Source organism: Rhizobium sp. BK602 (assembly GCF_014195095.1).
Lineage (GTDB): Bacteria > Pseudomonadota > Alphaproteobacteria > Rhizobiales > Rhizobiaceae > Rhizobium.
Map to the genome: position 1 here is coordinate 123,029 of NZ_JACIBC010000010.1, position 25,052 is coordinate 148,080.

Annotated in this window: 23 protein-coding genes; 9 read left to right on the forward strand and 14 right to left on the reverse strand. The window is 63.4% G+C overall.

Translation table 11 applies throughout. From position 1 onward, the window contains the following. Positions 1 to 128: 128 nt before the first annotated feature. The 6 genes from FHX11_RS26690 to FHX11_RS26715 all read left to right on the forward strand — a co-directional run bounded on the left by FHX11_RS26690 (position 129) and on the right by FHX11_RS26715 (position 7,020). A complete protein-coding gene (locus FHX11_RS26690) occupies positions 129 to 1,082 on the forward strand; it encodes a sugar phosphate isomerase/epimerase (RefSeq protein WP_184363400.1) in 954 nt (317 codons plus the stop codon). Between the two features lie 57 nt (positions 1,083 to 1,139). After that, positions 1,140 to 2,372, forward strand: a complete 1,233-nt coding sequence (locus FHX11_RS26695) for an ABC transporter substrate-binding protein (RefSeq protein ID WP_184363402.1) — start codon at positions 1,140 to 1,142, stop codon at positions 2,370 to 2,372. A 72-nt stretch (positions 2,373 to 2,444) separates the two neighbouring features. After that, positions 2,445 to 3,332, forward strand: coding sequence for a sugar ABC transporter permease (locus FHX11_RS26700; RefSeq protein ID WP_184363404.1), 888 nt, complete (start codon positions 2,445 to 2,447; stop codon positions 3,330 to 3,332). Beyond that, a complete protein-coding gene (locus FHX11_RS26705) occupies positions 3,332 to 4,216 on the forward strand; it encodes a carbohydrate ABC transporter permease (protein WP_184363406.1) in 885 nt (294 codons plus the stop codon). The genes FHX11_RS26700 and FHX11_RS26705 overlap by 1 nt, the downstream gene beginning before the upstream one ends. A 5-nt stretch (positions 4,217 to 4,221) precedes the next feature. After that, positions 4,222 to 5,304 carry an ATP-binding cassette domain-containing protein gene (locus tag FHX11_RS26710; protein ID WP_184363408.1) on the forward strand — a complete coding sequence of 361 codons (1,083 nt, stop codon included), beginning with the start codon at positions 4,222 to 4,224 and terminating at the stop codon, positions 5,302 to 5,304. A gap of 30 nt (positions 5,305 to 5,334) precedes the next feature. Beyond that, positions 5,335 to 7,020 carry a GMC family oxidoreductase gene (locus FHX11_RS26715; RefSeq protein WP_184363410.1) on the forward strand — a complete coding sequence of 562 codons (1,686 nt, stop codon included), beginning with the start codon at positions 5,335 to 5,337 and terminating at the stop codon, positions 7,018 to 7,020. 12 nt (positions 7,021 to 7,032) lie between these two features. On the opposite strand, the gene FHX11_RS26720 is transcribed toward FHX11_RS26715, so the two are convergent. After that, the gene (locus FHX11_RS26720) at positions 7,033 to 8,499 is read right to left on the reverse strand and encodes a carotenoid oxygenase family protein (RefSeq protein WP_184363413.1); all 1,467 of its coding nucleotides are present in this window, start codon (positions 8,497 to 8,499) and stop codon (positions 7,033 to 7,035) included. Positions 8,500 to 8,597: 98 nt separating this feature from the next. Between FHX11_RS26720 and FHX11_RS26725 the strand changes: the two genes are divergently transcribed. Further along, on the forward strand, positions 8,598 to 9,197 hold the full coding sequence (locus FHX11_RS26725) for a TetR/AcrR family transcriptional regulator (protein WP_184363416.1): 600 nt from the start codon (positions 8,598 to 8,600) through the stop codon (positions 9,195 to 9,197). 37 nt (positions 9,198 to 9,234) lie between these two features. Here the strand turns inward: FHX11_RS26725 and FHX11_RS26730 are convergent, their stop codons facing one another. The 4 genes from FHX11_RS26730 to FHX11_RS26745 all read right to left on the reverse strand — a co-directional run bounded on the left by FHX11_RS26730 (position 9,235) and on the right by FHX11_RS26745 (position 12,071). After that, positions 9,235 to 9,648, reverse strand: coding sequence for a curlin (locus FHX11_RS26730; protein WP_184363419.1), 414 nt, complete (start codon positions 9,646 to 9,648; stop codon positions 9,235 to 9,237). 267 nt (positions 9,649 to 9,915) lie between these two features. Continuing rightward, positions 9,916 to 10,317 carry a curli-like amyloid fiber formation chaperone CsgH gene (gene csgH, locus FHX11_RS26735; RefSeq protein ID WP_184363422.1) on the reverse strand — a complete coding sequence of 134 codons (402 nt, stop codon included), beginning with the start codon at positions 10,315 to 10,317 and terminating at the stop codon, positions 9,916 to 9,918. A gap of 72 nt (positions 10,318 to 10,389) precedes the next feature. Then, the gene (locus FHX11_RS26740; RefSeq protein ID WP_184363425.1) at positions 10,390 to 10,827 is read right to left on the reverse strand and encodes a curlin; all 438 of its coding nucleotides are present in this window, start codon (positions 10,825 to 10,827) and stop codon (positions 10,390 to 10,392) included. Positions 10,828 to 10,937: 110 nt separating this feature from the next. Then, entirely contained in the window at positions 10,938 to 12,071 is a 1,134-nt protein-coding gene (locus FHX11_RS26745; protein ID WP_184363427.1) for an aminotransferase, read from the reverse strand. Positions 12,072 to 12,266: 195 nt separating this feature from the next. Between FHX11_RS26745 and FHX11_RS26750 the strand changes: the two genes are divergently transcribed. Both FHX11_RS26750 and FHX11_RS26755 read left to right on the forward strand, forming a co-directional pair. Further along, positions 12,267 to 13,436, forward strand: a complete 1,170-nt coding sequence (locus FHX11_RS26750; protein ID WP_184363430.1) for an aminotransferase class V-fold PLP-dependent enzyme — start codon at positions 12,267 to 12,269, stop codon at positions 13,434 to 13,436. A gap of 161 nt (positions 13,437 to 13,597) precedes the next feature. Further along, entirely contained in the window at positions 13,598 to 14,617 is a 1,020-nt protein-coding gene (locus FHX11_RS26755) for a LacI family DNA-binding transcriptional regulator (RefSeq protein ID WP_184363433.1), read from the forward strand. 36 nt (positions 14,618 to 14,653) lie between these two features. On the opposite strand, the gene FHX11_RS26760 is transcribed toward FHX11_RS26755, so the two are convergent. The 9 genes from FHX11_RS26760 to nirD all read right to left on the reverse strand — a co-directional run bounded on the left by FHX11_RS26760 (position 14,654) and on the right by nirD (position 25,052). Beyond that, the gene (locus FHX11_RS26760; RefSeq protein ID WP_184363436.1) at positions 14,654 to 15,664 is read right to left on the reverse strand and encodes a zinc-dependent alcohol dehydrogenase family protein; all 1,011 of its coding nucleotides are present in this window, start codon (positions 15,662 to 15,664) and stop codon (positions 14,654 to 14,656) included. Positions 15,665 to 15,703: 39 nt separating this feature from the next. Further along, on the reverse strand, positions 15,704 to 16,492 hold the full coding sequence (locus FHX11_RS26765; RefSeq protein WP_184363437.1) for an L-iditol 2-dehydrogenase: 789 nt from the start codon (positions 16,490 to 16,492) through the stop codon (positions 15,704 to 15,706). A gap of 132 nt (positions 16,493 to 16,624) precedes the next feature. Continuing rightward, positions 16,625 to 17,683 (reverse strand): carbohydrate kinase family protein, encoded by a 1,059-nt coding sequence (locus FHX11_RS26770; RefSeq protein ID WP_184363439.1) that lies wholly within the window; start codon positions 17,681 to 17,683, stop codon positions 16,625 to 16,627. Further along, positions 17,683 to 18,354: a D-lyxose/D-mannose family sugar isomerase gene (locus FHX11_RS26775; protein WP_184363441.1), complete on the reverse strand. Its 672-nt coding sequence runs from the start codon at positions 18,352 to 18,354 to the stop codon at positions 17,683 to 17,685. Before FHX11_RS26775 ends, FHX11_RS26770 begins: the two co-directional genes overlap by 1 nt. Continuing rightward, a complete protein-coding gene (locus tag FHX11_RS26780) occupies positions 18,351 to 19,508 on the reverse strand; it encodes a Gfo/Idh/MocA family oxidoreductase (RefSeq protein ID WP_184363443.1) in 1,158 nt (385 codons plus the stop codon). The genes FHX11_RS26775 and FHX11_RS26780 overlap by 4 nt, the downstream gene beginning before the upstream one ends. A 22-nt stretch (positions 19,509 to 19,530) precedes the next feature. Next, positions 19,531 to 20,355 carry an aldolase gene (locus FHX11_RS26785; RefSeq protein ID WP_184363445.1) on the reverse strand — a complete coding sequence of 275 codons (825 nt, stop codon included), beginning with the start codon at positions 20,353 to 20,355 and terminating at the stop codon, positions 19,531 to 19,533. A 196-nt stretch (positions 20,356 to 20,551) separates the two neighbouring features. Continuing rightward, a complete protein-coding gene (gene cysG / locus FHX11_RS26790) occupies positions 20,552 to 22,030 on the reverse strand; it encodes a siroheme synthase CysG (RefSeq protein ID WP_184363447.1) in 1,479 nt (492 codons plus the stop codon). After that, positions 22,002 to 24,659: a nitrate reductase gene (locus FHX11_RS26795; protein WP_184363449.1), complete on the reverse strand. Its 2,658-nt coding sequence runs from the start codon at positions 24,657 to 24,659 to the stop codon at positions 22,002 to 22,004. Before FHX11_RS26795 ends, cysG begins: the two co-directional genes overlap by 29 nt. A 57-nt stretch (positions 24,660 to 24,716) precedes the next feature. After that, a complete protein-coding gene (gene nirD, locus FHX11_RS26800) occupies positions 24,717 to 25,052 on the reverse strand; it encodes a nitrite reductase small subunit NirD (protein WP_184363451.1) in 336 nt (111 codons plus the stop codon).

Below are 25,052 nucleotides of genomic sequence, written 5' to 3' on the forward strand. Positions count from 1 at the left end.
ATCGACTTGTCTACTATCTAGGCACGGCAAACGATTGCCAAATACAGAGCATTGAAATCATTATGAATTACTCGCCGCGGATCTCAGTTCCGCAGCCAATTTCCTGTGCCCGGAGAACGGATAGCGTCATGACCTCAACCGAACGGCTTCGCTTTGGCGTCGATCTCGTCACCTTTTTCCACACCGATTTCTGGGGCGTGCAGGATTATGACGGCATCATCGCCCTGGCCCGCAGCGAGCCGCGCGCCTTCTGGGACAAGATCCTCGATGCCGTGCAGGCCTCCGGCGTCACCGGCGTCGAGCTGACCTTCTCGCCCTTCAACTGGCAGGACGCGACGAAGACCTATGGCTCGGTCGAAGCCTTCGCGGCCGAGCTTTCCAGGCGCGGACTGACACTGGCGAGCGGCTTCTTTGCCGAGCTCGAGGCGGCCGGCGATTTCACCGAGACTTCCGCGCAGGCCGCCATTATCGACAAGGCGGAAAAATATGCCGAATTCCTGAAGGCCTGCGGCAGCGACATCATGGTCATCGGCGCTCCCTTGCGCCAGACGCTGGGCGCGCAGCCCGTGCGGTTCTTCGATTTCGAGCAGGCGCGCAAGATCGCCGATTTTCTCAATCGCCTTGGTGCGGCCCTCCACGCCAAGGGTGTGCGGCTGGCGCTCCACACGGAAGCGCATTCGATCTTTGCCGCCGCCCGCGACGTCGATCTTCTGATGCTGCTGACCGATCCGGCCTATGTGCACATGTGCCCGGACACCGCGCATATCATCGTCGCCGGTTCCGATCCGCTACAGCTCGTCGATCGCCATCATGAGCGCGTCATCATCGCCCATTGGAAGGACGCGCTCGGGCCGATGCCGGCGGATACGCCGATCGACCAGCATATCCACGACCGCCATCGCCCCTATTTCTGCGGCTTCGGTCTCGGTCGCGTCGATTGGCCGGGCTGGATCAGGCTGCTGCGCGACCGCGGCTACGAAGGCTGGGCCATTCTCGAACTGGACGCCGCGCCCGATCCGGTCGGTGACATCGCCAACGGGCTGACGCTCGTGCGCCAGGCGCTCCTGCCGATCTATCGCTGATAGCATGAACCCAAGACCATAGCCCCACCAAGAGGGCTTTCTCAAAGAGGTGGAACGATGAAAAACATGATGAAACTCTCCCTGCTGGGGACTGCGCTCCTAACGGCCGTCGCCCCCGCTTATGCCGAAGACAAGCCGAAAGCCGAAGTGATGACCTCCTGGACATCCGGCGGTGAGGCTGCCGCCTTGAACGTCATCAAGCAGGAATTCGAAAAGCGTGGTGGGATCTGGCAGGATTCCTCCATTGCCGGCTTCGGCGCCGCCGACGCCGCCTTCCAGAACCGGCTCGTCGCCGGCGATCCGCCCGCCGCCAAGCAAGCCGTCATTGGCCTCGCCAATGCCGATTTCGTCAATCAGGGCCTGCTGAGCCCGATCGATGACATTGCCAAGGCGGGCAAATGGGCGGATGCCCTGCCGAAGTCGATCGCCGATCTCATCTCCTATGGCGGCAAGACCTATCTGGCGCCGACGGGCGCCCATGGCGAAAGCTGGGTATTCTATTCCAAGGAAGCCTTCGCCAAGGCGGGTGTGAGCGAAGAACCGAAGAGCTGGGACGACTTCTTCGCCGCTCTCGACAAGCTCAAGGCCGCCGGCGTGCAGCCGGTCGCCTGGGGCGGCCAGTCCTGGCAGGAATCCAAGGTCTTCAACATGATCCTGCTGACCCAGGTCGGCATCGACGGCTTCCTGAAGATCTATGGTGACAAGGACAAGGGCGAGGCGTCGACCGAAGGCGTAAAGAAGGCGCTCGATATCCTTGGCAAGCTGCGGGCCTATGTCGATCAGGGCGCTCCGGGCCGCAACTGGAACGACGCCACCGCCATGGTCATCACCGGCAAGGCCGGGGTGCAGTTCATGGGCGACTGGGCCAAGGGCGAATTCATCGCCGCCGGCAAGGAACTGGGCAAGGATTACGGCTGCATGCTCGCGCCGCAGTCGCCGGGCATGGTCTATGTCGCCGACGCCTTCTCCTTCCCGAAGATCGCCGACGCGGCATCGCAGAAGGGCCAGACCCTGCTTGCCGAAGTCGCCATGGACCCCGCCGTGCAGGTCGAATTCTCGCTGAAGAAAGGCTCCGTGCCGATGCGCACCGACGTCGACCAGTCGAAGCTCGACGTCTGCGCGAAGAAGGGCCTGGAGCTGATGAGCGCCGGCAAGATCGTGCCGGATCAGGCACTGATCCTCTCGCCGCAGCAGGCCGGCGCGCTCGACGACTTCGTCGACGAGTTCTGGACCAACCCATCCGAGGACAGCGCCTCCGGCGCCGAGAAGTTCTTCGCGATCTTCGAATAGGGCCGCGTGGCTGGCCGATCGGAGAGAAGCCCTCCGATCGGCCCTGTCCATTCCGTTTGAGAAAGTTTGCTCATGCAAGCCAAGCGCAGACGTTCCCCCGCCGCGACCATCGCGCTCCTGCCGACATGGATCGCAGCGATCTTCATCTATATCGGCACGATGGTCTGGTCCGTCAGGCTGTCGTTCACGGATTCGACCATCTTTCCGTCGTCCAATTATGTCGGCCTCGCCCAATATGTCAGGCTGTTCCGCAATTCGAGATGGCTCGCATCCCTGGAAAACCTGGTCATATTCGGCGTGCTCTATGTCGTCGGCTGCCTGGCGCTCGGCTTCGTGCTGGCCGCCGCGCTTGACCGCAAGGTGCGCTTCGAAGCCGTGTTCCGCACCATCTTCCTCTATCCCTATGCCATGTCCTTCGTGGTCACCGGCCTCATCTGGCAATGGATGCTGAACCCGACGCTCGGCATTCAGGCGACCGTCAGGGCGCTCGGCTGGCAGAGCTTCGTCTTCGACTGGATCGTCAGCCGCGAGATGGCGATCTACACCGTCGTCTTCGCAGGCCTCTGGCAGGGCGCCGGCCTCGTCATGGTCATCGCGCTCTCGGGCATGCGCGGCATCGGCGAGGAGCAGTGGAAGGCGGCGCAGATCGACGGTATTCCGATCTGGCGCATCTATCTGTCGATCGTGCTGCCGCAACTCGGGCCGGCGCTCGCCGCATCGGCGATGCTGCTCTCCATGGGCGTCATCAAGACCTACGATCTCGTCGTGGCACTCACCGGCGGCGGGCCGGGCAACGCCACCGAGGTGCCGGCGAAATTCATCATGGACAATCTGTTCGAGCGCCAGAATCTCGGCCTGGCGAGCGCCGGCGCTACGGTGCTGGTGCTCTCCGTCGTCATGGCGGTCGTGCCGTTCCGCTATGCGCTCTCCATGCGCGCCAGAAGAAGGGGAGCACGCTGATGGCAGCCCCGCATCCCCGCGGCCCGAAACCCTCGCGGCTCACCATCGGTCGCATCGGCCTCTACGCCTTCCTGATCCTTGCGGCGCTGTTCTTCCTGCTGCCGCTCTATACGATGCTCGTCACCTCCCTGAAGACCATGGAGGAGATCCGGCAGGGCCGTATCTTCGCCTTGCCGGATACCATGGACTTTCAGGCATGGAAGACGGCATGGTCGGGCGCCTGCATGGGCACGCAGTGCCTCGGCGTGCGCATCGGTTTCTGGAATTCGGTGAAAATCACCGTGCCAGCGGTCGCCATTTCCGTGCTTGTCGGTGCCATCAACGGCTATGCGCTGTCCTTCTGGCGGCCGAAAGGCTCCAACCTTTTGTTCGGGCTGCTGATGGCCGGCGGGCTGATCCCCTATCAGATCTTCCTCTATCCGCTGGTGCGACTGCTCGCCAATCTCAGCCTCTACAACTCCGTGGCGGGCGTCGTCCTCGTCCATGTGATCTTCGGTCTGCCCTTGGTCACGCTGTTGTTCCGCAACTATTTCGTCGCCATCCCCGAAGAGCTCTGCAAGGCCGCGCGCGTCGATGGCGCCGGCTTCTGGCGGATCTTCCTCGAGATCATGCTGCCCATGTCGGTGCCGATGGTCGTCGTCGCCTCGATCTTCCAGTTCACCGGCATCTGGAACGACTTCCTGATCGGACTGGTCTTTGCCGGACGCGACAATCTGCCGATGACGGTGCAGCTCAACAATATCGTCAACACCACCATGGGCGAGCGCGCCTACAATGTGAACATGGCCGCCACCATCCTGACCGCCGTCGTTCCGCTCGCCATCTATTTCTTCTCCGGCCGCTGGTTCCTGCGCGGTGTCGCCGCCGGCGCAGTCAAGGGATAATGCCAATGCAGCCTGCCGTCTCCGTCAAGGATCTGAAGATCGCCTATGGCGATCACACCGTCATCGAAAAGCTCTCCATCGACATCGCCCCGCGCGAATTTCTCGTGCTGCTCGGCCCGTCCGGCTGCGGAAAATCGACACTGCTGAACGCCATCGCCGGCCTGCAGGACATGACCGACGGCGAGATGTGGATTTCCGGAAAGAACGTCACCTGGGACGAACCGAAGGATCGGGGCATCGGCATGGTGTTCCAGTCCTACGCGCTCTACCCTCGCATGACGGTCCGCAAGAACCTGTCCTTCGGCCTGCGCGTCGCGGGCCTGCCCAAGGCCGAAATCGAAGCGCGCATCGCCCGCACCGCCGCACTCCTGCATCTCGAAAACCTGCTCGACCGTCGTCCCTCGGAACTGTCGGGCGGCCAGCGCCAGCGCGTCGCCATCGGCCGCGCCCTGGTGCGCGAGGTGGATGTCTTCCTGTTCGACGAGCCGCTCTCCAATCTCGATGCGAAACTGCGCAACGAATTGCGCGTCGAGATCAAGAAGCTGCATCAGAGCCTCGGCAATACGATGATCTATGTGACGCATGATCAGGTCGAGGCGCTCACCCTTGCCGATCGCATCGCCATCATGAAGGACGGCGTCATCCAGCAGCTCGCCACGCCGTCCGAGATCTACCATCGCCCGGCCAATCTCTTCGTCGCGGGCTTCATCGGCGCGCCGGCAATGAATTTCATCGAGGGCCGGATCGTGGTCGATGCCGGCATGCCCGTCTTCGAAAGCAACGCACTGAAAATCGATCTTTCCGCCTATCCTTTTCTCAACACCGTCAAGACGGGGCCTGCCACGCTCGGCATCCGGCCGGAACATCTCGCGCCCGACGGCACGGCAAAGGGGCTGCCCACCATTGCGGGCACCGTCTCCGTTGTCGAACCGATGGGCGCCGACACGGTGATCTGGTTCGATTGGGCCGGCAACAGCCTGTCCTGCCGGGTGATGGGCGATGTGGCATTTGCACCGAACACGCGGATCGCGCCAGCTCTCGACATCACCAAGGCTTCCCTTTTCGACGCCGAGGGCGTCCGCCTCTAACACGACCTTCAACTCATACGGAAATCACTCATGTCTCAGACTGTCTACGACGCGTTGGTCATCGGTTCCGGCGCCGCGGGCTCCTTCGCCGCCAAGGAATTGACGGCACAAGGCCTGTCGGTGCTGCTGCTCGAGGCTGGCCGGCCCGTGACGCAGGACGATTTCGATCCCGCCCGCAAGAAGGCACCGGCCAGCAGCATCAATATCTGGGAACGAGCACGCGCCACCCTCAAGGGCCAGCCCATCCAGGCACGCGCCGCCTTCTTCACCGAACGCTTCAGCCACTTCTTCGTCAACGACCGCAAGAACCCCTATACGACGCCGAAGGATGCACCGTTCCTGTGGATTCGCGGCCGTCAGGCTGGCGGTCGCCTGCATAGCTTCGGCCGCGTGCTGCTGCGCTGGACCGACGATGATTTCAAGATCAGGTCGCGAACCGGCAAGGGCGTGGACTGGCCGATCTCCTATGACGAGCTTGAGCCCTATTACAGCGAGGTCGAATCCTGCCTCGGGCTCTATGGCAACAAGGACGGAGTCGAGACCCTGCCGGACGGCGTCTATGCGCATCCGGCCGAGCTCACACCGGCCGAAGAAATATTCAAGCAGGAGGTGGAGGGCCGCTGGCCGGAACGCAGCGTCGTGTCCTGGCGCTATATCGCCCCGGACCCGGAGCGCACGCCGAAGCCTCTGCGCGAGGCGCTGGCGACCGGCCGCCTCGCCATCCGCCATGACGCCATCGTGCGCCGCATCACCACGGATGACGGAGACGGTCGGGCGAGCGGCGCGGAATTCATCGACCGCGTGACCGGCAGGGTCGAGACGGTTCGCGCGGGGCTGGTGGTGCTTTCGGCTTCTCCGATCGAAAGTGTCCGGCTGCTTCTCAACTCTGCTTCCGCCAGGCACCCCGAAGGGCTGGGCAACAGTTCGGGAACCCTCGGGCGCTATTTCATGGACCAGCTTCCCTGCCTCGCCTTCGGCTCCTTTCCGAAGGCCAAGGGCTGGGCGCACGATGCCTCCGCCCCGACCGATCCGTTCTACAATCCTTCGGGCGGCATCTTCATTCCGCGGTTCGGCAAGGGCGACGCCAGCCGCGGCGATTTCGATTTCCAGGGCAGCGTCGGACGGGTGCCCACGCCTGACGATCAGCCATCCCGGCTTGCCTTTTTCGGCTTCGGCCGCATGCTGCCGCATGCCGACAACAGCATCACGCTCGACACCCGGCGCATGGATGCCTGGAATATTCCCGTCCCCCACATTCGCTGCGTCATGCATGAGGAGGAGCATGCCCTGCTGGCACAGCAGGAAAAGACCATGATCGACCTCGTGCATACGGTCGGCGGCGAACTGGAATTCATCGGTTCGCCCACCGGCTTGAGGGAAATGGGGCGTGGCGCCTTTCCAGATGCCGATCCCTTCAGCCGCTTCATGTTCCGCAAGTGGTTCCGCAAGACCATGTGCATGGGAGCCGCCATTCACGAAACCGGTGGCGCGCGCATGGGTAGCAACCCCAGAAGTTCGGTGCTCAATCCCTACAATCAGCTCTGGGACGCTCCCAATGTCCTTGTCACCGACGCCAGCGCCTTTCCCGGCAGCGGCATCGCCGGCACGACGCTCACCGTCATGGCGCTCACCATTCGTGCCTGCCGGATGCTTGTCGGCCAGCGCGGAGAAATGCCGGCGGTCGCGGAACCGCCGGTGCAATCATCTTCGCTATAGGAGAAAGCCGGCTTACGCGGCCTTCAACCGATCGCCGGGCACCCAGTTGCCGTGCAGCGACATGCGCAGCCGCATCGGCAGCTTGATGGTGGCGATCGGGCCGTCGGCCAGATGCTGGGCATCGAGGATCAGCAGGTCGGTCGCCCGCTCGCGCAGCCGGTTGCACAGCCCGATCACATAACCGTCGCCTTCCGGCGCGTCGGGGCGGCGCGGCACGAAGATCGGTTCCTGGAAGCAGGACTGGTCGTCGGCGAACCAGGTCGCGGTCCCGCCCGTGGTGACATCGATATGCGCCAGCTGGTTGAAGAACTGGAACGGGCGCGGACCGATGCGCTCTTCGTCGAATGGCTTGGTCGGGTCCATGGCGATGACGAAACCGTGGCGATATTGTCGTCCACTGTAACGGTCGTCGCTGCGCGGAAACTCGCAGGCAAAGCCGGTCAACGGTTTGACCTCGATCGCATTGCCATGCGAATTCATGTCGAAGGTCCAGCGCATCATCTGCGAGGAGAGCGTTTCCGGCGGCGGCACCACGCCATCCGCCTGCGGAAAGAAGTAGAAGATATTGCCTGACGTCACCGGCATGTCGACATAGATCTTGCCGCTATCGTCGAAGGCATTCAGCGTATGGCCCTGGAAGCCGTTCGGCGCCTTGAACCAGCGCACGTCGCGGCCGTCGCCATCGCGCCGCAGGATGCCGAAAAGCTGGTCAAGACCCGGCTGCCACTGGAAGTGCTTGCCGCCCTGTTTCATTCGCCCGAGATCGGCCGTCAGCGGCATCAGCGGGAAAATCACATAATTCTCGGTGACGGCGAAATCATGGATCATCGCGGCATAGGGCGCGACGATCCAGACCTCGCGCTTCATCCGGCCATGCCGGTCGACCTCGTAATAGACGATATCCGGCGTCGCCTCACCCTTGGCCTCATAGCCGAAACACAGAAGATCGCCCGTCTCCGGATCGAATTTCGGATGGGCGGTGAAGGTGGCGCTCGTCAGCTGGCCGTCGAAATCATAGAGGCCGATGGTTTCCAGCGTGACCGGATCGAGCGCATAGGGCGGGCTATCCTCCTTCAGCGCCAGAAGCTTGCCATGATGCAGGATCACATTGGTGTTGGCAGTCGAATTCGACAGGTCCCGCACGCTCGGATCGTTGGTAAAGGGATTGCGATAGAGCCCATGCAGCGAGGCACGGCTGGCGCGCTGCGCCTTCAAGCGCTCGGTCATCACGTAGCGCCGCTGGAAATCGACATGACCGTTCTTGAAACGGAAGGCGCTGATCGCCCCGTCGCCGTTGAAGAAGATGTCCTCGCCCAACATCGGCGGATATTGTGGATCGGGCGCGACCTGAAAGAAGGTTCCGTCGATCTCGTCCGGAATCCGGCCCTCCACCTCGAGATCATAGACCTCGCCCTCGAAGCGGGCAGGCGTATAGAGGGAGCCACTGAATTCGGCTGTCTTGGGGAATGGAGGCGTCATCGGCTTGACCTTTCATAACCGTACGATATTGTACGTATATAGCCATCATTCGGATGTCAAGCGATATCCGTACTGAAGTGTACGATTTAGGAGAAGGCATGCGCGTCAAGACGGAAGCCAAGCGTCAGGAGATTTTGAGGATCGCCGGGAAAATGTTCCTGAGCCAAGGCTATGGCGCCGTCACCATGGCGGCGGTGGCGGCCGAGCTCGGCGGTTCCAAGGGAACGCTCTACGGCTATTTCCCGAACAAGGAGGACCTTTTCGCGGCCTTCATCCAGCAGGCGGGCGAGGAAGCCTATGCGCCGCTGGAACATCAGGCCCGCCCGTCGGCGAACCCTTCGCGGGCACTAGAGGCTTTCGGCCTCAGCTATCTCAGGCTGCTGCTTCATCCCGATATCATCGCCATCGTGCGGCTCGTCGCCTCCGAAGCCGTACGCGCGCCGGAACTTGCCGAGATTTTCTTCCGGATCGGCCCGCGCCGCGTGACCGAGCGTTTCGAGCAGCTCTTCGCCGCCCTCGCCGCCGCCGGCCTGCTTCACCTGCCGGACACCGCCCGCGCCGCGCTGGAATTCAAGGTGCTCTGCGAGGCCGGGCTCTATGAACCCTTGCTCCTCGGCGGGCGGGCACAGCCGAGCGCCAAGGAGGTGGAAACGAATGTAGCGGCGGCGGTCGAGATCATCATCGCGCGCTACGGCTGAGTTGCCGCCGGCAGTCCGACACCGATCGGCTCAACCGTTACCAGCCATAGCTGAAGGTCGCGCCGCTGCCGCCGTTCCCATCCTGCACGATCGTGTCGTCCGTATGCCGGCCGAACTGGAAAATGCCGTAGGCATTGTCGTTGCCGTTCTGCTGCAGGGTGGCGGAATGGCCATTGCCCCGCTGCTCGATAATGCCGAGATCGCCGCGTCCGTTCTGGGCGATGCCGGCCGCATTGCCGTGGCCCCGCTGCCGGATATCGGCGTCGCGCAGGCCGCGATAGAGCGAATAGAAGCGCAGGCCAGTCGCGAAAAGACCGGCGTCCTCGGCATTGGCGGGGGCGAAGCTCACCGAAACCCGGCCTCCCGCATAGGCGGGAACGGACAAAGCCGCCTGGCCGATGCTGCCGGCAAGAAGAGCGGCGGTAAGGATCCTGACTATGGTGCGGGTCATGCTGGTCTCCATTGTCGGCTGCCTCAGCCGATGACCCAACCTTCGCATTCCACGGCTGAACCCAACCGGAATTGCCCGTTCAGCTATCGTTCAATCGTCTCTGGAGCAATTCCAGGAAAAGTGTGCAGCGGTTTTCCATCCGGAATTGGGTCAAAACAAAAAGCTAGAGCGTTTCAGCGATTCCTCGAAGCGCTGAAACGCTCTAACGACTTCACAGCACAAAGGGCGCCGGCAACCGGCGCCCTTTGTAACATGCTGCGACGATGATCAGATTGCGCCGCCGACACGCTGCGAACAGCTGATGCTCTTGCCGCCGGTGGTGATATCGAGCGTGGCGTCGTAGACGGCGCCTTTGGCGCCGAGCGAGACGGAGCCGAGCATGGCGGCGCGTCCTGGAGCTGCATCGAAGGCGCCGCTCTGGTCTATATTGGAACCGCCGCCCCCTCCGGCACTCTCGATATGAAAGCTATAGGTGCCGCTGACGCGCTTGTCGGCATGGGCAAGCGCCTCGAGTGCCACCATGCCGCCCTGCGGCGTGGCACGGATCTCGCAACGCAAAGGTCCGTCGGACGGGCCTGCCGTCACCATGGTCGCCAGCGCGCCGGCGGGAAGCAGGACCAGGGCGATTGCCGTCAGCAAGCGGCGGGGATGGTTGACGATATGTGGCATGGTTCACCTCCTCGAGGGTCCGTCGCCACGGCCGTGGTCTCTTTCCACGGCCGCGCGGCCGATGATTGCCGGTTACGGGCAGGCCTGGACAAAGGCGGCGACATTGCCGCTGCCGCCTTGGCTGACATTGGCGTTGCAGCCATGCCCCACCTGCACGCCGGCGGCGATATTGCCGTTGCCGTCCTGGGTCAGGATGGTGGTATGTCCGGAGCCGAACTGGCCGATGCCGGCAACGTTGCGGTCGCCGTTTTGGTATGTGGCACCGTAATTGCCGTTGCCCTCCTGGCCGACGGCGGACAGGTTGTGGCGGCCATATTGCTGGCCGACCATCCTGTTGTAGCCACCGTTCTGATAGACCCTGATGCGGTTTCTGAAGCCTTCCTGGGCGCCGCCGGCCGAGTTCGACCAGCCATATTGCTCGATGCGCACATCATTGGCCATGGCGGGGGCCGCGGCGGTCATGCCGACGAGAGCGACGAGTGCGGTTGCGATGAACGAATTACGGATCATGACTGCGTCTCCTTTGGCGGACAGGACCGCTGTTGAACGTCTTCCTTTTAGAAGAAGCCGTTCGAACCGGAGCTGAAGACCTCATTCAGTCATCGTTCAGCGACCGGCGCTCAGAGGACGGCGGACTGTTCCTCCTTCAGGAATTGCGAGATACGCTTCAGGCCCTCGCGAAGGATGCCCTCGCCATTGGCGTAGCCGATGCGCAGATAGCCTTCCATGTCCATGGCGCTGCCCGGGGTCAGCATGACGCCGGTGCGCTCCAGCAGCCGAATACAGAAATTCTCGGAGGCGACCGGCAACTCATATTTCAGAAGCGCCGTCGTGCCGGACTGCGGCTTGACCCAGGAGATCAGCGCCTCCCCCTCCACCCAGTCGGACAGGATGGCGAGATTGGTGCGGGTGATCCTGTGGCTGCGCCTAAGGATCTTCTCCCGGTTTTCCAGCGCGATCGCCGCGAAATGATCGTCGAGCATGCCGACGCTGATGGTATTGTAATCGCGATGGATCGAGACCGCGCGGATGAGATCGGCCGGTGCGACGATCCAGCCGAGGCGCAGGCCCGCGAGCGAATAGGTCTTCGACATGCTGCCGGTGCTAATGCCCTTTTCATAGAGATCGGCGATCGATGCCGTCATGCCGTCGCCGTCCTGATCCGTGCCGCGATAGACTTCGTCGCACAGGATCCATGCGCCGCAGGCGCGCGCGATCTCGACGATCTTTTCGAGATAGGCGCGATCCATCAGCGAGCCGGTGGGATTGTTGGGATTGTTGATGGCAATCAGTTTCGTCCCCGGTATCGCCAGGCGCTTCAGTTCCTCGAGATCGGGAAGAAAACCCGTCTTCTCCGTCAGCTTCAGGATCTGCGTGTCGGCGCCGTAGCTTTCGGGAATGGAATAATGCTGCTGGTAGGTCGGCAATACGGAGATGACCCGGTCGCCCGGTTCGACCAGCGTCTCGTAGACGAGCGCATTGGCGCCGATCGCCCCGTGGGTGACGACGACATTGTCGATCTGCTGTTTCCGATAAAGGCCCGCGATCAGCCCGCGCAGCCGCTCACTGCCTTCGATCGCCCCATAGGTCAGCTTCAACGGCAGCAATTCGGAGAAGATCGTCTCCGTCTTGCCCGCCATCTCCAGCAGTTCCCGCACCGTCAAGGATTCGACGCAGGTCTCGGCGAGGTTCCATTCGCAATGGTTCTCATAGCGGTTCATCCAGATTTCGACGCCGAAGTCGCGGATTTTCATGCCGATGATCCTTTTCATCCCTGTTGTGCGCCGGCTATCGCCGTTGGAGGTTCCCAAGCCGCAAAGCCCCGCCTGATCGTAACCAATCCGCGCGATGCGGACAAATGTCGCTGTTCGACGAATGCCGGCTTGTGCAAGCCGCCGTGTTTGTGGGAACAGAACTGCTGATGGGTATAGCGCCGGAGTGGGAGTTCCATGATCGACATCGAGAAAGTACGGGCGGAGACGCCAGCCTGCCAGCAGGTCCTGCATTTCAACAATGCGGGCGCCTCGCTCATGCCACGCCCGGTTTTCGAGGCGGTCCTGAATGTCCTGCGGCTGGAGAACGATGTCGGCGGCTACGAGGCCGAAAGGCTCGTTTCGAACGATCTTCAGGCGTTCTATACCGAGTTCGCCGCCCTGCTGAATGCCGAGCCCGACGAGATCGCCTTTGTCGAGAATGCCACCCGCGCATGGGACATGGCCTTTTACGGCCTGCCGCTGCAAGCCGGCGATCGTGTCATAACGCATGGATCGGAATATACCTCCAATTATCTGGCTCTCCTGCAACAGGCCAAGCGGCGCGGGCTGAAGATCGACATGGTTCCGTCCGACGCGTTCGGCCAGATCGATGTTTCCGCGCTTGAAGCGATGATCACGCCCCGGACACGGCTGATCGCGATCACCCATGTGCCTACCCAGGGCGGACTGGTGAACCCTGCCGCCGAGGTCGGCAAAATCGCCCGCAAGCATGGTCTCATCTACCTTCTGGATGCGTGTCAGTCGGTCGGGCAGATTGATGTCGATGTGCAGGCCATCGGCTGCGACATACTCTCCGGCACCGGCAGAAAGTTTCTGCGCGGGCCGCGCGGCACCGGCTTCCTCTATGTGCGGCGGAACATGCTCGAGACAATCGATCCGCCGTTCGTCGATCTCCTGTCGGCAACCTGGGTCGAGCCAGACGACTTCCAGCTGGTGCCGGGTGCCAAGCGTTTCGAGAATTGGGAAAGCTATGTCGCCGGACGCGTCGGACTGATGACGGCGGTGCGCTACGCCCGCGGCATCGGCCTTCCCGCCATCGAGCAGCGGGTTTCAGCGCTCGCAGACAGCCTGCGCAACGAGCTCGCCGCCATCGACGGCGTATCCGTTCACGATCTCGGCCGCACGAGATGCGGAATCGTGACGTTCCGGAAAGCGGATCGTGACGTCTCGCAGATCGTGGAGCGCCTGCGGGCGCAGCAAATCAACGTATCGGTCTCAGCCTCCCGCTCCGCCCGGCTCGACCTCGGCGAACGGGGCCTGTCGTCCCTCGTCCGCGCGTCGGTCCACTATTTCAACACCGACAGCGAGATCGACCGGTTCATCGATGCGGTTGGCAAGCTCTGATCCCGGACTTCAAAACCAGCGGCGGCCCGCAGCATCTACATCCAGCCACTCCCGTCGCGCTTGATGCATCGAGCCGGCAATGATTTAGTCAGGCAAATGCAGACGGATTTCCGCGGTTCGTCTCATGACTGTTCGAGCACCAGGGAAAGAAATACCAGCACGTGACGACCAGCATCAGACATATCGCCAAACTTGCGGGGACATCGGTCTCGTCGGTGTCGCGCGTGCTCAACAACAGCGGCTATGCCTCGCCGGAGCTCCGGGATCGCGTGGAAGCGGCCATTCGCGCCCTGAACTATACGCCCAGCAAGGGCGCCCGCATGCTGCGGGGAGCGCCGAGCCGGATGATCGGGCTGATATTGCCGTCGATCGACGTGCCGTTCTTCGGCATCCTGGCCCATGCCATCGAACAGGAACTGTTCCAGCGCGGCTACCAGACGCTGATTTGCAGCACGGCGGAAAACATGGACCACGAGGCGCGCTACATGTCCATGCTGCTCGCCCAGCGCGTCGATGGCGTCATCGTGGCGAGCGCCTTCGGCAACATCGAGCATTTCGAGGTCCTCAAGGACGCTCATATTCCGATCGTCGCGATCGACCGCGAGTTGAGCGGCATCGCCGATGACGCGGTCATGGCCGATCATGAAGAGGGTGGACGCCTGATGGCGCGTCACCTGATCGGCCTCGGCCACCGGTTAATCGCCATCGTCGGGGCACCGGAGCATAGCCAGCCCGTCCAGCTTCGTCTCAATGGCATTTCGGCGGAGATGGCAGAACACGGGATCACGCCCGCCGCCGTGACGATGGCCGAGGAGCACAGCTTCGCCGCGACCTATCCGCTAGCGCGGGACCTGCTGGCGGCAAAGCCTGAGATCACGGCGATCATCGGCACGACCGACATTTCGGCGATCGCGGCAATCCATGCGGTTCTGGATCGCGGTTTTTCGGTTCCGGGCGATTATTCGGTGATCGGTTTCGATGACCTGCCGGAGGCAGCCTATGTCTTTCCCCGGCTGACGACGGTCGCGCAGCCGATCCGCGATGTCGGGCAACGGGCGGCGCAACGGCTGGAAGCGCTGATCGCCGAACATCAGGCGGGGCATGAACAGCAACCCGGCACCATCGTCAGAGTACCGGTCACCCTGATTGAGCGCGACTCCACCGGGCCTGTCCGCAGCTAAGACGGAATAGGCCCGAGGCATGGAGAGACTACACGGCTAGGGTCGGACGATCACCTTGATCTCGCCTGGCAATGGCGCGCTGCCCACCACGCCAGCGACCTCTTCGAGACCGATGGTCTTGGTCACCAGCATGTCCAGCTCCAATGCCCCGCTCGCAACCATGGCCGCGGCCCGCGAATGGGTGAACGGGTTGAGATAGGCCGGCCTGATATCGACCTCGTTGACGAGCAGGTCGAACGGCAGAACGGGCACCGCGACACCCGCCGGCGTCACGCCGAAAAGCACGAAGACGCCGCCGCGCCGCGCCATTCGCAACCCCGTCTGTAAGGTCTCGGGAACACCAGCGCACTCGATGACGACATCCGCGCCGCCGTGGGTAACATCCCGAACGGCGGCGATCGCGTCCGAAGCGGTCGGATCGAAGGCATGCGTCGCACCCAGGCGAAGCGCCGTCTGCCGTCTTGTAAGCTGCCGCGTGATCAGGATCACCTGGCTTGCGCCAGCCAGACGAGCCAATTGCACCATGAGCAGACCGATCACGCCCCCACCGAGGATAGCGACACTCTCGCCCGGACGGATCCCGGCCTTGTCGACGGCATGCAGGCAGCAGGCAAGCGGCTCGCAGAAAGCGCCGTGCACGGGATTGAGATCGGCGGGCAGCGTGAAGGCCTGCCGGTACGGCACCGCCACATATTCGGCAAAGCCGCCATCTCGCGTCACGCCGATCGCGGTCAGCCCCTCGCACAGGTTCACCCGCCCGCGCGTGCAGGCATGGCAGCGGCCGCAGGCAATATTCGGATCAACGGTCACCAGTTCGCCGCCGGCAAAGCCCGCGACCTCATCGCCCACCTCTTCCACGATGCCGCTGAATTCATGGCCCATCGTGACCGGGATCGCCGTCGGATACTCCCCCTTGTACATGTGGCGATCGGAGCCGCAGATGCCGGCGGCGAGCACACGGACAAGCAATTCGCCCGGCCGGGCTGCCGGTTTCTCGACGTTGCGCATGGTCATGGACCCGATCGCTTCCAAACGGACAGCTTTCATTCTTCTCCTCCTCGCTGATGAACCCACATTGCGGAGCGATCAGCTCATGACGTTGCCGCCATCGACATTGTAGCATTGCGCGACGATGTACGCCGCATCCGGCCCGGCCAGGAAGGCGGCCATGGCCGCCTGCTCCTCGACGGCACCAAATCGTCCGGCTGGAACCGCGGCAGCCACACGGCGCTTGACGTCGCCCGGCTGCAAACCTTCCCGACTGCCAAGTTTCGCATCGACGACATCCCACATCGGCGTGTCGACGACACCGGGCGCGATGGCGTTCACGTTGATCCCGTACCGGATCAGTTCCAGAGCGCAGCTTTGGGTGATGCTGATGACGGCCGCCTTGGAGGCGCAATAGGCAACGGCCGGTCCCTCGCCGCGACGGCCGGCCTGAGACGAGAAGTTGATGATGCGCCCGCCCTCGCCTCTCTCCACCATATGCCGCGCGACCGCCTGCGTCATGAAGATCACGCCTTCGATATTAACCTCGAAGACCTTGGCGGTGCGCTCGCGCGATATTTCCAGAATGGATTGGACCTCGTAGATACCGGCAGCATTGACCAGGATGTCGATCTGGCCGGCGGCCTTTATCGAGAAATCCACGGCAGCATCGATGCTCTCCTGGCTGGTGACGTCGAGCGCCACGCCCCAGGCATTGGAGCCGATCGCCTCCGCGACCCCTCTGCATCGTCCGCCATCCAGATCCGCCACGATAACCCTGGCGCCTTCCGCCGCGAAACGTTCGCAGACTGCCTTGCCGATACCGCTTGCGCCTCCCGTGACCAGTGCCACCTTTCCTGACAACCTGGATGTTTGCGCAAAGGTCATGGCGTCCACTCCCCGATTGCGGTGCCGCCAGGGGTGGCCGAAGCGGCCGCTATTCTGCATGGCTTCATGTCTGCTCCTCCATTTGCTTGGATCGTGACCGGAACCGCCTTCTCCCCAGGCGGCTCCGATGGGCTAACCGGATATCGGAGTCGTCTCCTTCGTATCCTCGAGAAGGACCGCCATGTCGGGGATGCCGTCGGTGGCCGTCGCGCCCGCCAGGCAGTGCGCGGCCGCAGCATGGGCGACGGCGCAGATACGCTCGACGGACCAACCCTCATGCAGGCCGTAGAGCACGGCCGCGCAGAAGGCGTCTCCCGCACCGACGGTGCTGGCGATCTCATGCGGATCGACGGGCCGTGAAGGCGCGACGACCGGTGAAGCGCCGGGCGCAAACCAGAAGCAGGCCTCCGGCGCATGAATGATCGCCCCTTTGCCGACGCCCGCCGCAAGCAGGCGGTCGCCCGCCTCGAAAAGTCCAGCCTCGATCAGATCCCCTTTTGCGTCGCGAACGGCAATGTCTGTCGCTCGGCCCGCCTCCATCTCGTTGATAACAAGGAAATCGCAAAAGGGCAGCGCGGCACCGACCTTGGCCGCGAATTCCGGGTCCTCGCTCGATACGAAATCCACGCAGGTGGTCAGACCCGCGCCCTGCGCGGCCTCCAGCAGGCGCGACGCTCCCGAACGGCCATCCGGGCCGATCCGGTCGAGCCCCGGCAACAGCATCAGATAACCGAGGTAGAAGAGCCGGTAGCCGGCCTTTGCGAAGGCGGCGGGCGTGACATGCGCGTCCGTCACCGCATCGTTGGCGCCGCCATGATAGAAGAAGGTGCGGTTCTGGCCCGGCACGTTCATGACATGCGTGTGCGCCGTCACCTGATCGGCAAGCGCCAGAAGTGCGCCGACATCGATGCCGGCATTGGCGAGACGAGCCTTGACGATCTCTCCATCCTGATCCGCGCCGATGCATCCCGCCGCCGCCAGCTGTCCGGGAAAGCCGAGCGAGGCAAGGTCTGTGACGACATTGGCGGCACCGCCGCCCACGCCCAGATCCTGGTGCAGGATATGCGCGAGATTACCCTGTTCGGGCCAATAGGACAGAGTATGGACGCGATCGACGATAAAATTGCCGGCACAAACGATGCCGCCCGTCTTCCGCTTTTCGCTGCCGTGAACCTCCTCCCCGGTCCGCATCAGCCGCCTGCCTCGTTCCAGAGGGGCCTGAGCGGCGGCTCGTCTTCCTCGATGGCGGCGAAGCGCCCGATCGGCTCGAGAAAGAAGTTGTCGCTATTGTCGTCGTTGACCTGGCTGACCTCGCCGACGAAAACCGGACCGCCGCCCTTCCTGCCGTAGAAGCGATGGTAAAGCCCTGTTTGGATCGTCACGCTCTGGCCGGGAGACAGAACCAACGGTTCCCATGCGGCGAGCTTGCGCGGCAACCCATCCACAGGAACGGTCACATCGTCGCTCAGCACATTGCCATCGGCATCGGTCGCGGCGAATTCGATCACGAGATCGCCGCCGGCGCGGTTGATGATATCTTCCATCTTCGCCGCATGGCGATGCGTTGGCGTCACCTGCCCTTCCTCGACGAAAAGCAGCTTCTCGGCATAGGTGCGCTCGCCATCGATGCCGACGATGCCGTTGCGCAGGCAGAACAGCACCAGGCCGCATTCGGCGAACCGGCCCGAGCCGAAATCGGTGACGTCCCAGCCGAGCTGATGGCTGCGCAGATAGCTTGCCGCCTGCGGATGGGCGGCAAAATCCGCGGCTGTCCAATATCCCCAGTCCGGCAGCGACCAGTGCCAGCGTTCAAGGGTTTCGCTGGCAAGCCGAAGGGCTGCGTTGATCTCGGAGCGCTTCATCGGACCGCCTCTTCCTCATAATCGACGGCAACGACGGCATCCTCGCGGCCGGATTTGAGAGCCGCCGTCAGGACAGCGTGATGCGCCTGTGCCTCGGCCGGCGTGGCGCAGCCAAAACCGTTCGCATTTCCTCCAGCCAGCTCGTCAACGAAGGCCGCCCACATCTGCTGGATGGCGTCGGCGAAGCCGAATTCGAAGATCTTGCCGGTGATGGCCGGAAACAGCGAACCATAGCCGAGATCCTCGGTGCTCCAGGCCTGCGCACCGCCATTATAATCCATCCACTGCCATTGGCGCGGCGACTTGGTGCTGAAGAAGGCGCTCTTCTTCATGCCGAGAATGCGGATGTACCAGGTGTTGGATTCGCCGGGCGCGATGCGCCAGGTTTTCAGCACCATCGGGAAATCCTGATCCCCGCTGCGCACGCGGCTGCTGATCGTGGCATTGTCCCAGGTGGTGCAGGGCAGCATGCCGCCCTTGCCGTCGGGGCGTTCCGTGACCTTCTTGACCAGTTGCGCATGCAGGGTGGACGGGCGCCAGCCGAGACGCAGCGGCACATGCAGGACATGCATGCCGAGATCGCCCATGCAGCCATAGTCGCCGTTGATATCGGCCATGCGCTTCCAGTTGATCGGCTTCTGCCGGTCGATATCCGAGGAATGCAGGAAACCGGCTTCGACTTCGAGGATGTCTCCCATCTCGCCGCTCTCGGCGAGCGCAATGACCTTCTGCGCGCCGGGAAAGAACGGCATTTCCGACGAGCAGCGGACCAGAAGCTCCGGATGTTCGCGGAGAACCGCCATGATCTCGCGGTTCTGGGCCGCATCCATGCCGAAGGGCTTTTCGCCGAGCAGATGCTTTCCGGCCTTCAGGATGTCGATATAGAGCTGCTGATGCAGCACATGCGGCACGGCGCAATAGACCGCATCCACGTCGGGATTGGCCAGAAGCTCCTTATAGTCGGCGGTGAACTGCCGGACGGTCGGCACATGGTCCCGGAACCAGTCGAGCAGCGTCGCATTGGTATCGCAGACCGCGACGATTTCCGGCTGCGCCTTCGCATCGGCCAGATGCAGCCAGCGCGCCGCAGCACTGGCGAATTCGCGCCCCATCAGGCCGCAGCCGATGACGCCGAAACGGAATATTTTGGTCATGTCTCCTCCTCCCCGTAATATGTCAGGCGAGATGCCGCGAGGCTTCCTCAACGGAAGCGTTCTCGTGGACGATCGCCATCAGGGCCCGCGTCATGCCGCCGGGATTGCTGTGTTGGATGACGTTACGGCCATAGACGATGCCGCGTGCGCCCTGCTCCATCAGCTGTTTGGTGCGGCTCAGGATTTCCTGATCCGAAACGCGGCCGCCGCCGCGCACCAGCACCGGAAGCCCCTGGGCGATCTCGATGACGCGATGATATTCCCCGACATTGTCGCACGGATCGGCCTTGATGATATCGGCGCCGAGTTCGGCTGCCTGGCGCACCAACGGCAGGATCTTGTCGATGGCACCATCGACCATGTAGGCGCCCTTGGAATTGTCCTGCATGACCAGCGGCTCGACCATGAGCGGCATGCCGTAGATCTCGCATTCGCGCTTCAGGCTGTTCACGTTGCGCACGCAGGCGCGATAGACCTCGGGCTGATCCGGCAGCATCAGGAGATTGACGACGACGCAGGCTGCATCCAGCGCCACGCCTTGCTCCACCGCCCTGTCGATCATTTCGGAAAACAACGCCGACGGCAGTGGATTGCCGTAGATATTGGCGATGTCCGTGCGCAGCACCAGCGCCGGACGCTGTTTGCCGGGAATGGCCTGCAGCAAGGGTGCCGTGCCGGGCGGAAGCTGAATGGCATCGGGTGCCGCATCCGCGATCACCTTGATGGCCGTCTTCATATCCTCGATGCCGGCGAGAAAAGTCCGCTCGTTGAACATGCCGTGATCGATGGCGACGTCGAAGCAATTGCCGGACACGCCGAAAAGGCGGTTGAGCCGCGCGGATTTCATCTGGTTTCCTCCCGATATGGTAACGTTTCCACATCACATTAGAGGACGGGCACGATGAGTCAAGTCGAATGCGGTATCGTTTCCACATTCGGTCGTTTCTGTGTTGCGATGGATATCGAACCGCCGGCGGGCGGCTAGGAGCAACTCCAGGAAAAATTGCGTAGAAACAATAAGCTAGGAGCGACGCGAGCTTCTATTACCCTATCGCCGCCTGCGGAACGGAAAAGTGCTTTCCACCCGCCGCTTTCTCGAGGGCATGTCCTATGGCGAGCAGGACAGGGCGATCGAACCCCACTTCGGCAATTCCGATGGAAAGATCACCCAGTTCACCCGCCCAGCGACGCTCGGACGGCCGGCTGACATCGCTGACGATGACCGCTGGGGTCGAAGCCGCAAGTCCCTCCCCGAGCAGCTTCTGCGCGATGAGACCGGCCGTCCTGCCTCCCATATAGAAGACGTTGGTCGTGTTCGGGTCCGCAATCGAGCGCCAATCCATATCCGATGGCAGTCCACCGTGACGGGAGTGGCCGGTGATGAAGCGGACGGATTGCGCGTGATCGCGGTGCGTCAGCGACATGCCGAGACCGGAGGCCATGGCGCTCGCGGCAGTAATGCCGGGGATAACGTCGACGGGGATGCCCTCGCGATCGAGATGGGCGATCTCCTCGCCGGCGCGTCCGAAGATCATCGGGTCGCCGGATTTCAGCCGCACGACGCGCTTGCCCGCCTTGGCGAGCTTGACCATCATCTCGTTGATATCTTCCTGGCGGCAGCTGGTGCGACCGCCGCGCTTGCCGACCAGCATGCGCCTGGCTTCGCGCCTCGCCAGTTCCAGCACCTCGGCCGAGACGAGATCATCGAAGAGAATGACGTCGGCGGCCTGCAAGGCACGCACCGCTTTCAGCGTCAGGAGCTCGGCGTCGCCGGGACCGGCTCCGACCAGCGTGACGCGGCCTCCGGACGAGTGGGCGGGCGCCTCCCGAAGCCGCTCGGCTTCCTTGAGAAGCTGCCCGCCGACGCCCTCCTCCGGCGTATCTGAACTTGAAAACGCGCGATCGACAAAACGCTCCCAGAAGACGCGCCGAAGCGGCCCGGGCGCCAGCCGCTCATTGACTGCCTCCCGCAGCGACTGCGCCAGTTGTGCCCAAGCTTTCAAGGTTCGGGGCAGCAGCGTCTCGATCCGCCGGCGGATCGCTTGAGCGAGAATGGGAGCGGCGCCATCGGTGGAAATCGCGACGACGACCGGCGAGCGGTTGACGATTGATCCGAATTGGAACTGACAATAGTCGGGCTTGTCGATGACGTTGACGGGAACGCCCATGCGCCGGGCAGCGTCGAAGAAGGATCTGGCCTCGTGCTCGTCGTCGCAATCGGCGATCGCCAGCGTGGCGCCGGCAAGATCCGTCTCCTGCCACGATATCGCATGGTGCGTCAGTCGAGCCGAGGCATGCTCCGGTTTGCGGTCGAGCAGGGCCGTCAGCGCCTCGCTCAGCTCCTCGGCGTAGATGTCGACATGCGCGCCGCAGGCCGCCAGAAGCTCCGCCTTCCAGGCGCAGGCGTCGGAACCGCCGGCGACGGCGACGCGTTTGCCTTCCAGCCCCCAGAAGACCGGCAGCTTGGCAAGCGGCTCCATGCGGGCGAGAGTATCACTCGGCTGCGGCAGTGAGACATGCATTGATGATCCCCCTGATTTCGGCGCGGCAGGAGCCGCAATTGGTTCCGGCGTTCAATGTCTTTCCGACCGCTTCGACACTGTGGCAGCCGCCGCGAACGGCACCGACGATCTGGTTGACGCCGACGCCGAAGCAGGAGCAGACCGTCGCGCCCGGATCGGGTGCATCCCTGCCCGGCCGCCCGGCGACGAGCGCGAAGCGCTTGCGCAGGTTGCCGTGTTCGGCGACGAGCTGCGCGATGGCCCAGTTGCGGGCGACCGCAACCGGCTGGCGGGCGAGGAACAGGGCCGCCAGCAACCGGTCGCCGTCGAAGAAGGCGAGACGCCGGTCGCCGCTCGTCCGGTCGGCATAACCGAGCGGCTCGATATCGGCGGGCAGATCGAAGGTGGCGCGGCACCAATCCGTCCAGTCCTCCACCGGCCCGTCGAAGGCCAGCTCCGTGCGCCAGCCGCCATCGGCCTTCGCCAGCGCCCAATAGGCGGCATCCAAGTGCTGCGGCCGCGCCGCGGAGACGGCAAAGCCGTAGTGGCTCGCCTTGAAGGCACGGGCAGCGACGGCGACATTCTTCGATGCCGGCTGCCCGGAGATGGGATCGGTTACGGGGGCGACGACGGTATCGACCCTCGCCTTTGCCGCGAAGCGGTCGTTCCAATGCATCGGCACGAACAGGCTGCCGCGCGCCTGTCTCTCGGTCACCAGGGCGCGTAGGATCACCTTGCCATGTGGACTTTCGATCTCCACCAGCCCGGCATCGCCGACGCCGATCTCCAGCGCATCGCGCGGATGGATTTCCGCGAAGGGCTCGGCGATATGGGCCGACAGGCGGGCGCTCTTGCCGGTGCGGGTCATGGTGTGCCACTGGTCGCGAATGCGGCCGGTATTGAGCGTGAAGGGGAATTGCGCATCGCGGCGATCGTAGGCCGGTGTCTTCACCGGCACGAAACGGGCCTTGCCGTCGGCATGAAAGAAGCCGCCCTGCGCGAAGAAACGCGTCGTCTGCGGCGCGCTGCCCTCCGGCTGCGGCCATTGGAAGGGCGGAAGCGCGTCATAATCGTCGGCTGCGATCTGTCGATGAGCGCCGATGTCGAAATCCCGGCTGCCGTCGTTTTCAAAGCCCGACAGCGCGGCATGCTCGGCAAAGATCTCCGCCGGCGAGGTGAAGGCAAAGGCCTCGGCAAATCCCATGCGACGGCCGACCTCGGTCATCTGCCACCAGTCCGGCCGGGCATCGCCGGGAGCGGGCAGAAATCCGCGCTGCCGCGAAATCCGCCGCTCGGAATTGGTGACGGTGCCGTCCTTCTCACCCCAGCCGAGCGAGGGCAGCAGCACATGCGCATGCCGCGTCGTGTCGGTCTCCAGCAGCATGTCGGAGACGACGACGAAGGGACAGGCCTTGATCGCCGCCTCGACGGCATCGGCATCCGGCATCGAGACCACCGGATTGGTGGCCATGATCCACAGCGCCTTGATGCGGCCGTCGGCGACGGCGCGGAACATATCGACCGCCTTCAGGCCCGGCCGTTCGGCGATCGTCGGTGCATTCCAGAAGCGCCGGACTCTCTCGCGGTCGCTGCCGCTTTCGATCGCCATATGGGCGGCCAGCATGTTGGCGAGCCCGCCAACCTCGCGCCCGCCCATCGCGTTCGGCTGGCCGGTCAGCGAGAACGGCCCCATGCCGGGCCGGCCGATGCGCCCGGTCGCCAGATGGCAATTGAGGATGGCGTTGACCTTGTCGGTGCCGGAAGAGGACTGATTGACGCCCTGGCTGTAGCAGGTCACCACCTTTTCGGTGGTTTCGAACAGGCGGAAGAATTCGCGCAGCTGCATGGCCGGCAGGCCGGTCCTGTCGAGCAGATCGCCGAATTCCAGCGCCGAGGCCTCGGCAAAGGCCTCGCCGAAGCCTTCGGTGTGGGTCGCGATGAAATTCTGGTCGATGGCCGGGCTTTGGACGAGGCGCGCCAGCAGGCCCATGAATAGCGCGACATCGCCATCCGGGCGGATCGCCAGATGCAGGTCGGCAATATCGCAGGTCATCGTCCGGCGCGGATCGATGACGACGACCTTCATGCTTGGCCGCGCGGCCTTGGCGGCGGCAAGGCGCTGATAGAGAACCGGGTGGCACCAGGCGAGGTTGGAGCCGGTGAGGATCACCAGATCGGCCAGTTCGAGATCCTCATAGGTGCCGGGCACGGTGTCCGAACCGAAGGCACGGCGATGACCGGCAACAGACGACGACATGCACAGCCGCGAATTGGTATCGATATTGGCCGAGCCGACGAAGCCCTTCATCAGCTTGTTGGCGACGTAATAGTCCTCGGTCAGAAGCTGGCCCGAGACATAGAAGGCGGCCGAATCCGGCCCATGTTCGGCAATCGTCTGGGAGAAGCGCGCGGCGACCAGATCGAGCGCTGCGTCCCAGCTTGCCCTTTGTCCGTGGATTTCCGGATGGAGAACACGGCCGTCGAGATCGATGGTCTCGGCAAGCGCCGATCCCTTGGAACAGATTCGCCCGTAATTGGCCGGATGGTCCGGGTCGCCCTTGACGGAAACCTGGCCGCGGTCGTCGATGCTCGCAATGACGCCGCAGCCGACGCCGCAGTAGGGGCAGGTGGTTTTGGTCTCAGCCGACATGGTCGCTCCGGTCGCAGGGCCAGCAGGCTCTTCTTGCCGCATCAGCGGCAAAAGAGCTCACTCCGCCGCCATCATCAGGCTGTCGAGGGCGATCGACAGCGCTCCGTTTTCGTTTCGCACCGGGATGGTCCTGACCGACCCCTTGTCCGCGCCGAGTGCCTCGCCGGTTTCCAGCGAGATCACCCAGTTGTGCAGCGGGCAGGTGACGGCGGCGCCATGAACGATGCCCTGGGACAGCGGGCCGCCCTTGTGCGGGCAATGATCCTCGATGGCGAAAACCTGGTTTTCGGCCGTGCGGAACACGGCGATCTTGCCTTGGGGCGTCTTCACGCAGCGCGCGCCGCGTAGCGGAATATCGGAGATATCGCCGATTTCGATCCAGTTCATACCCAT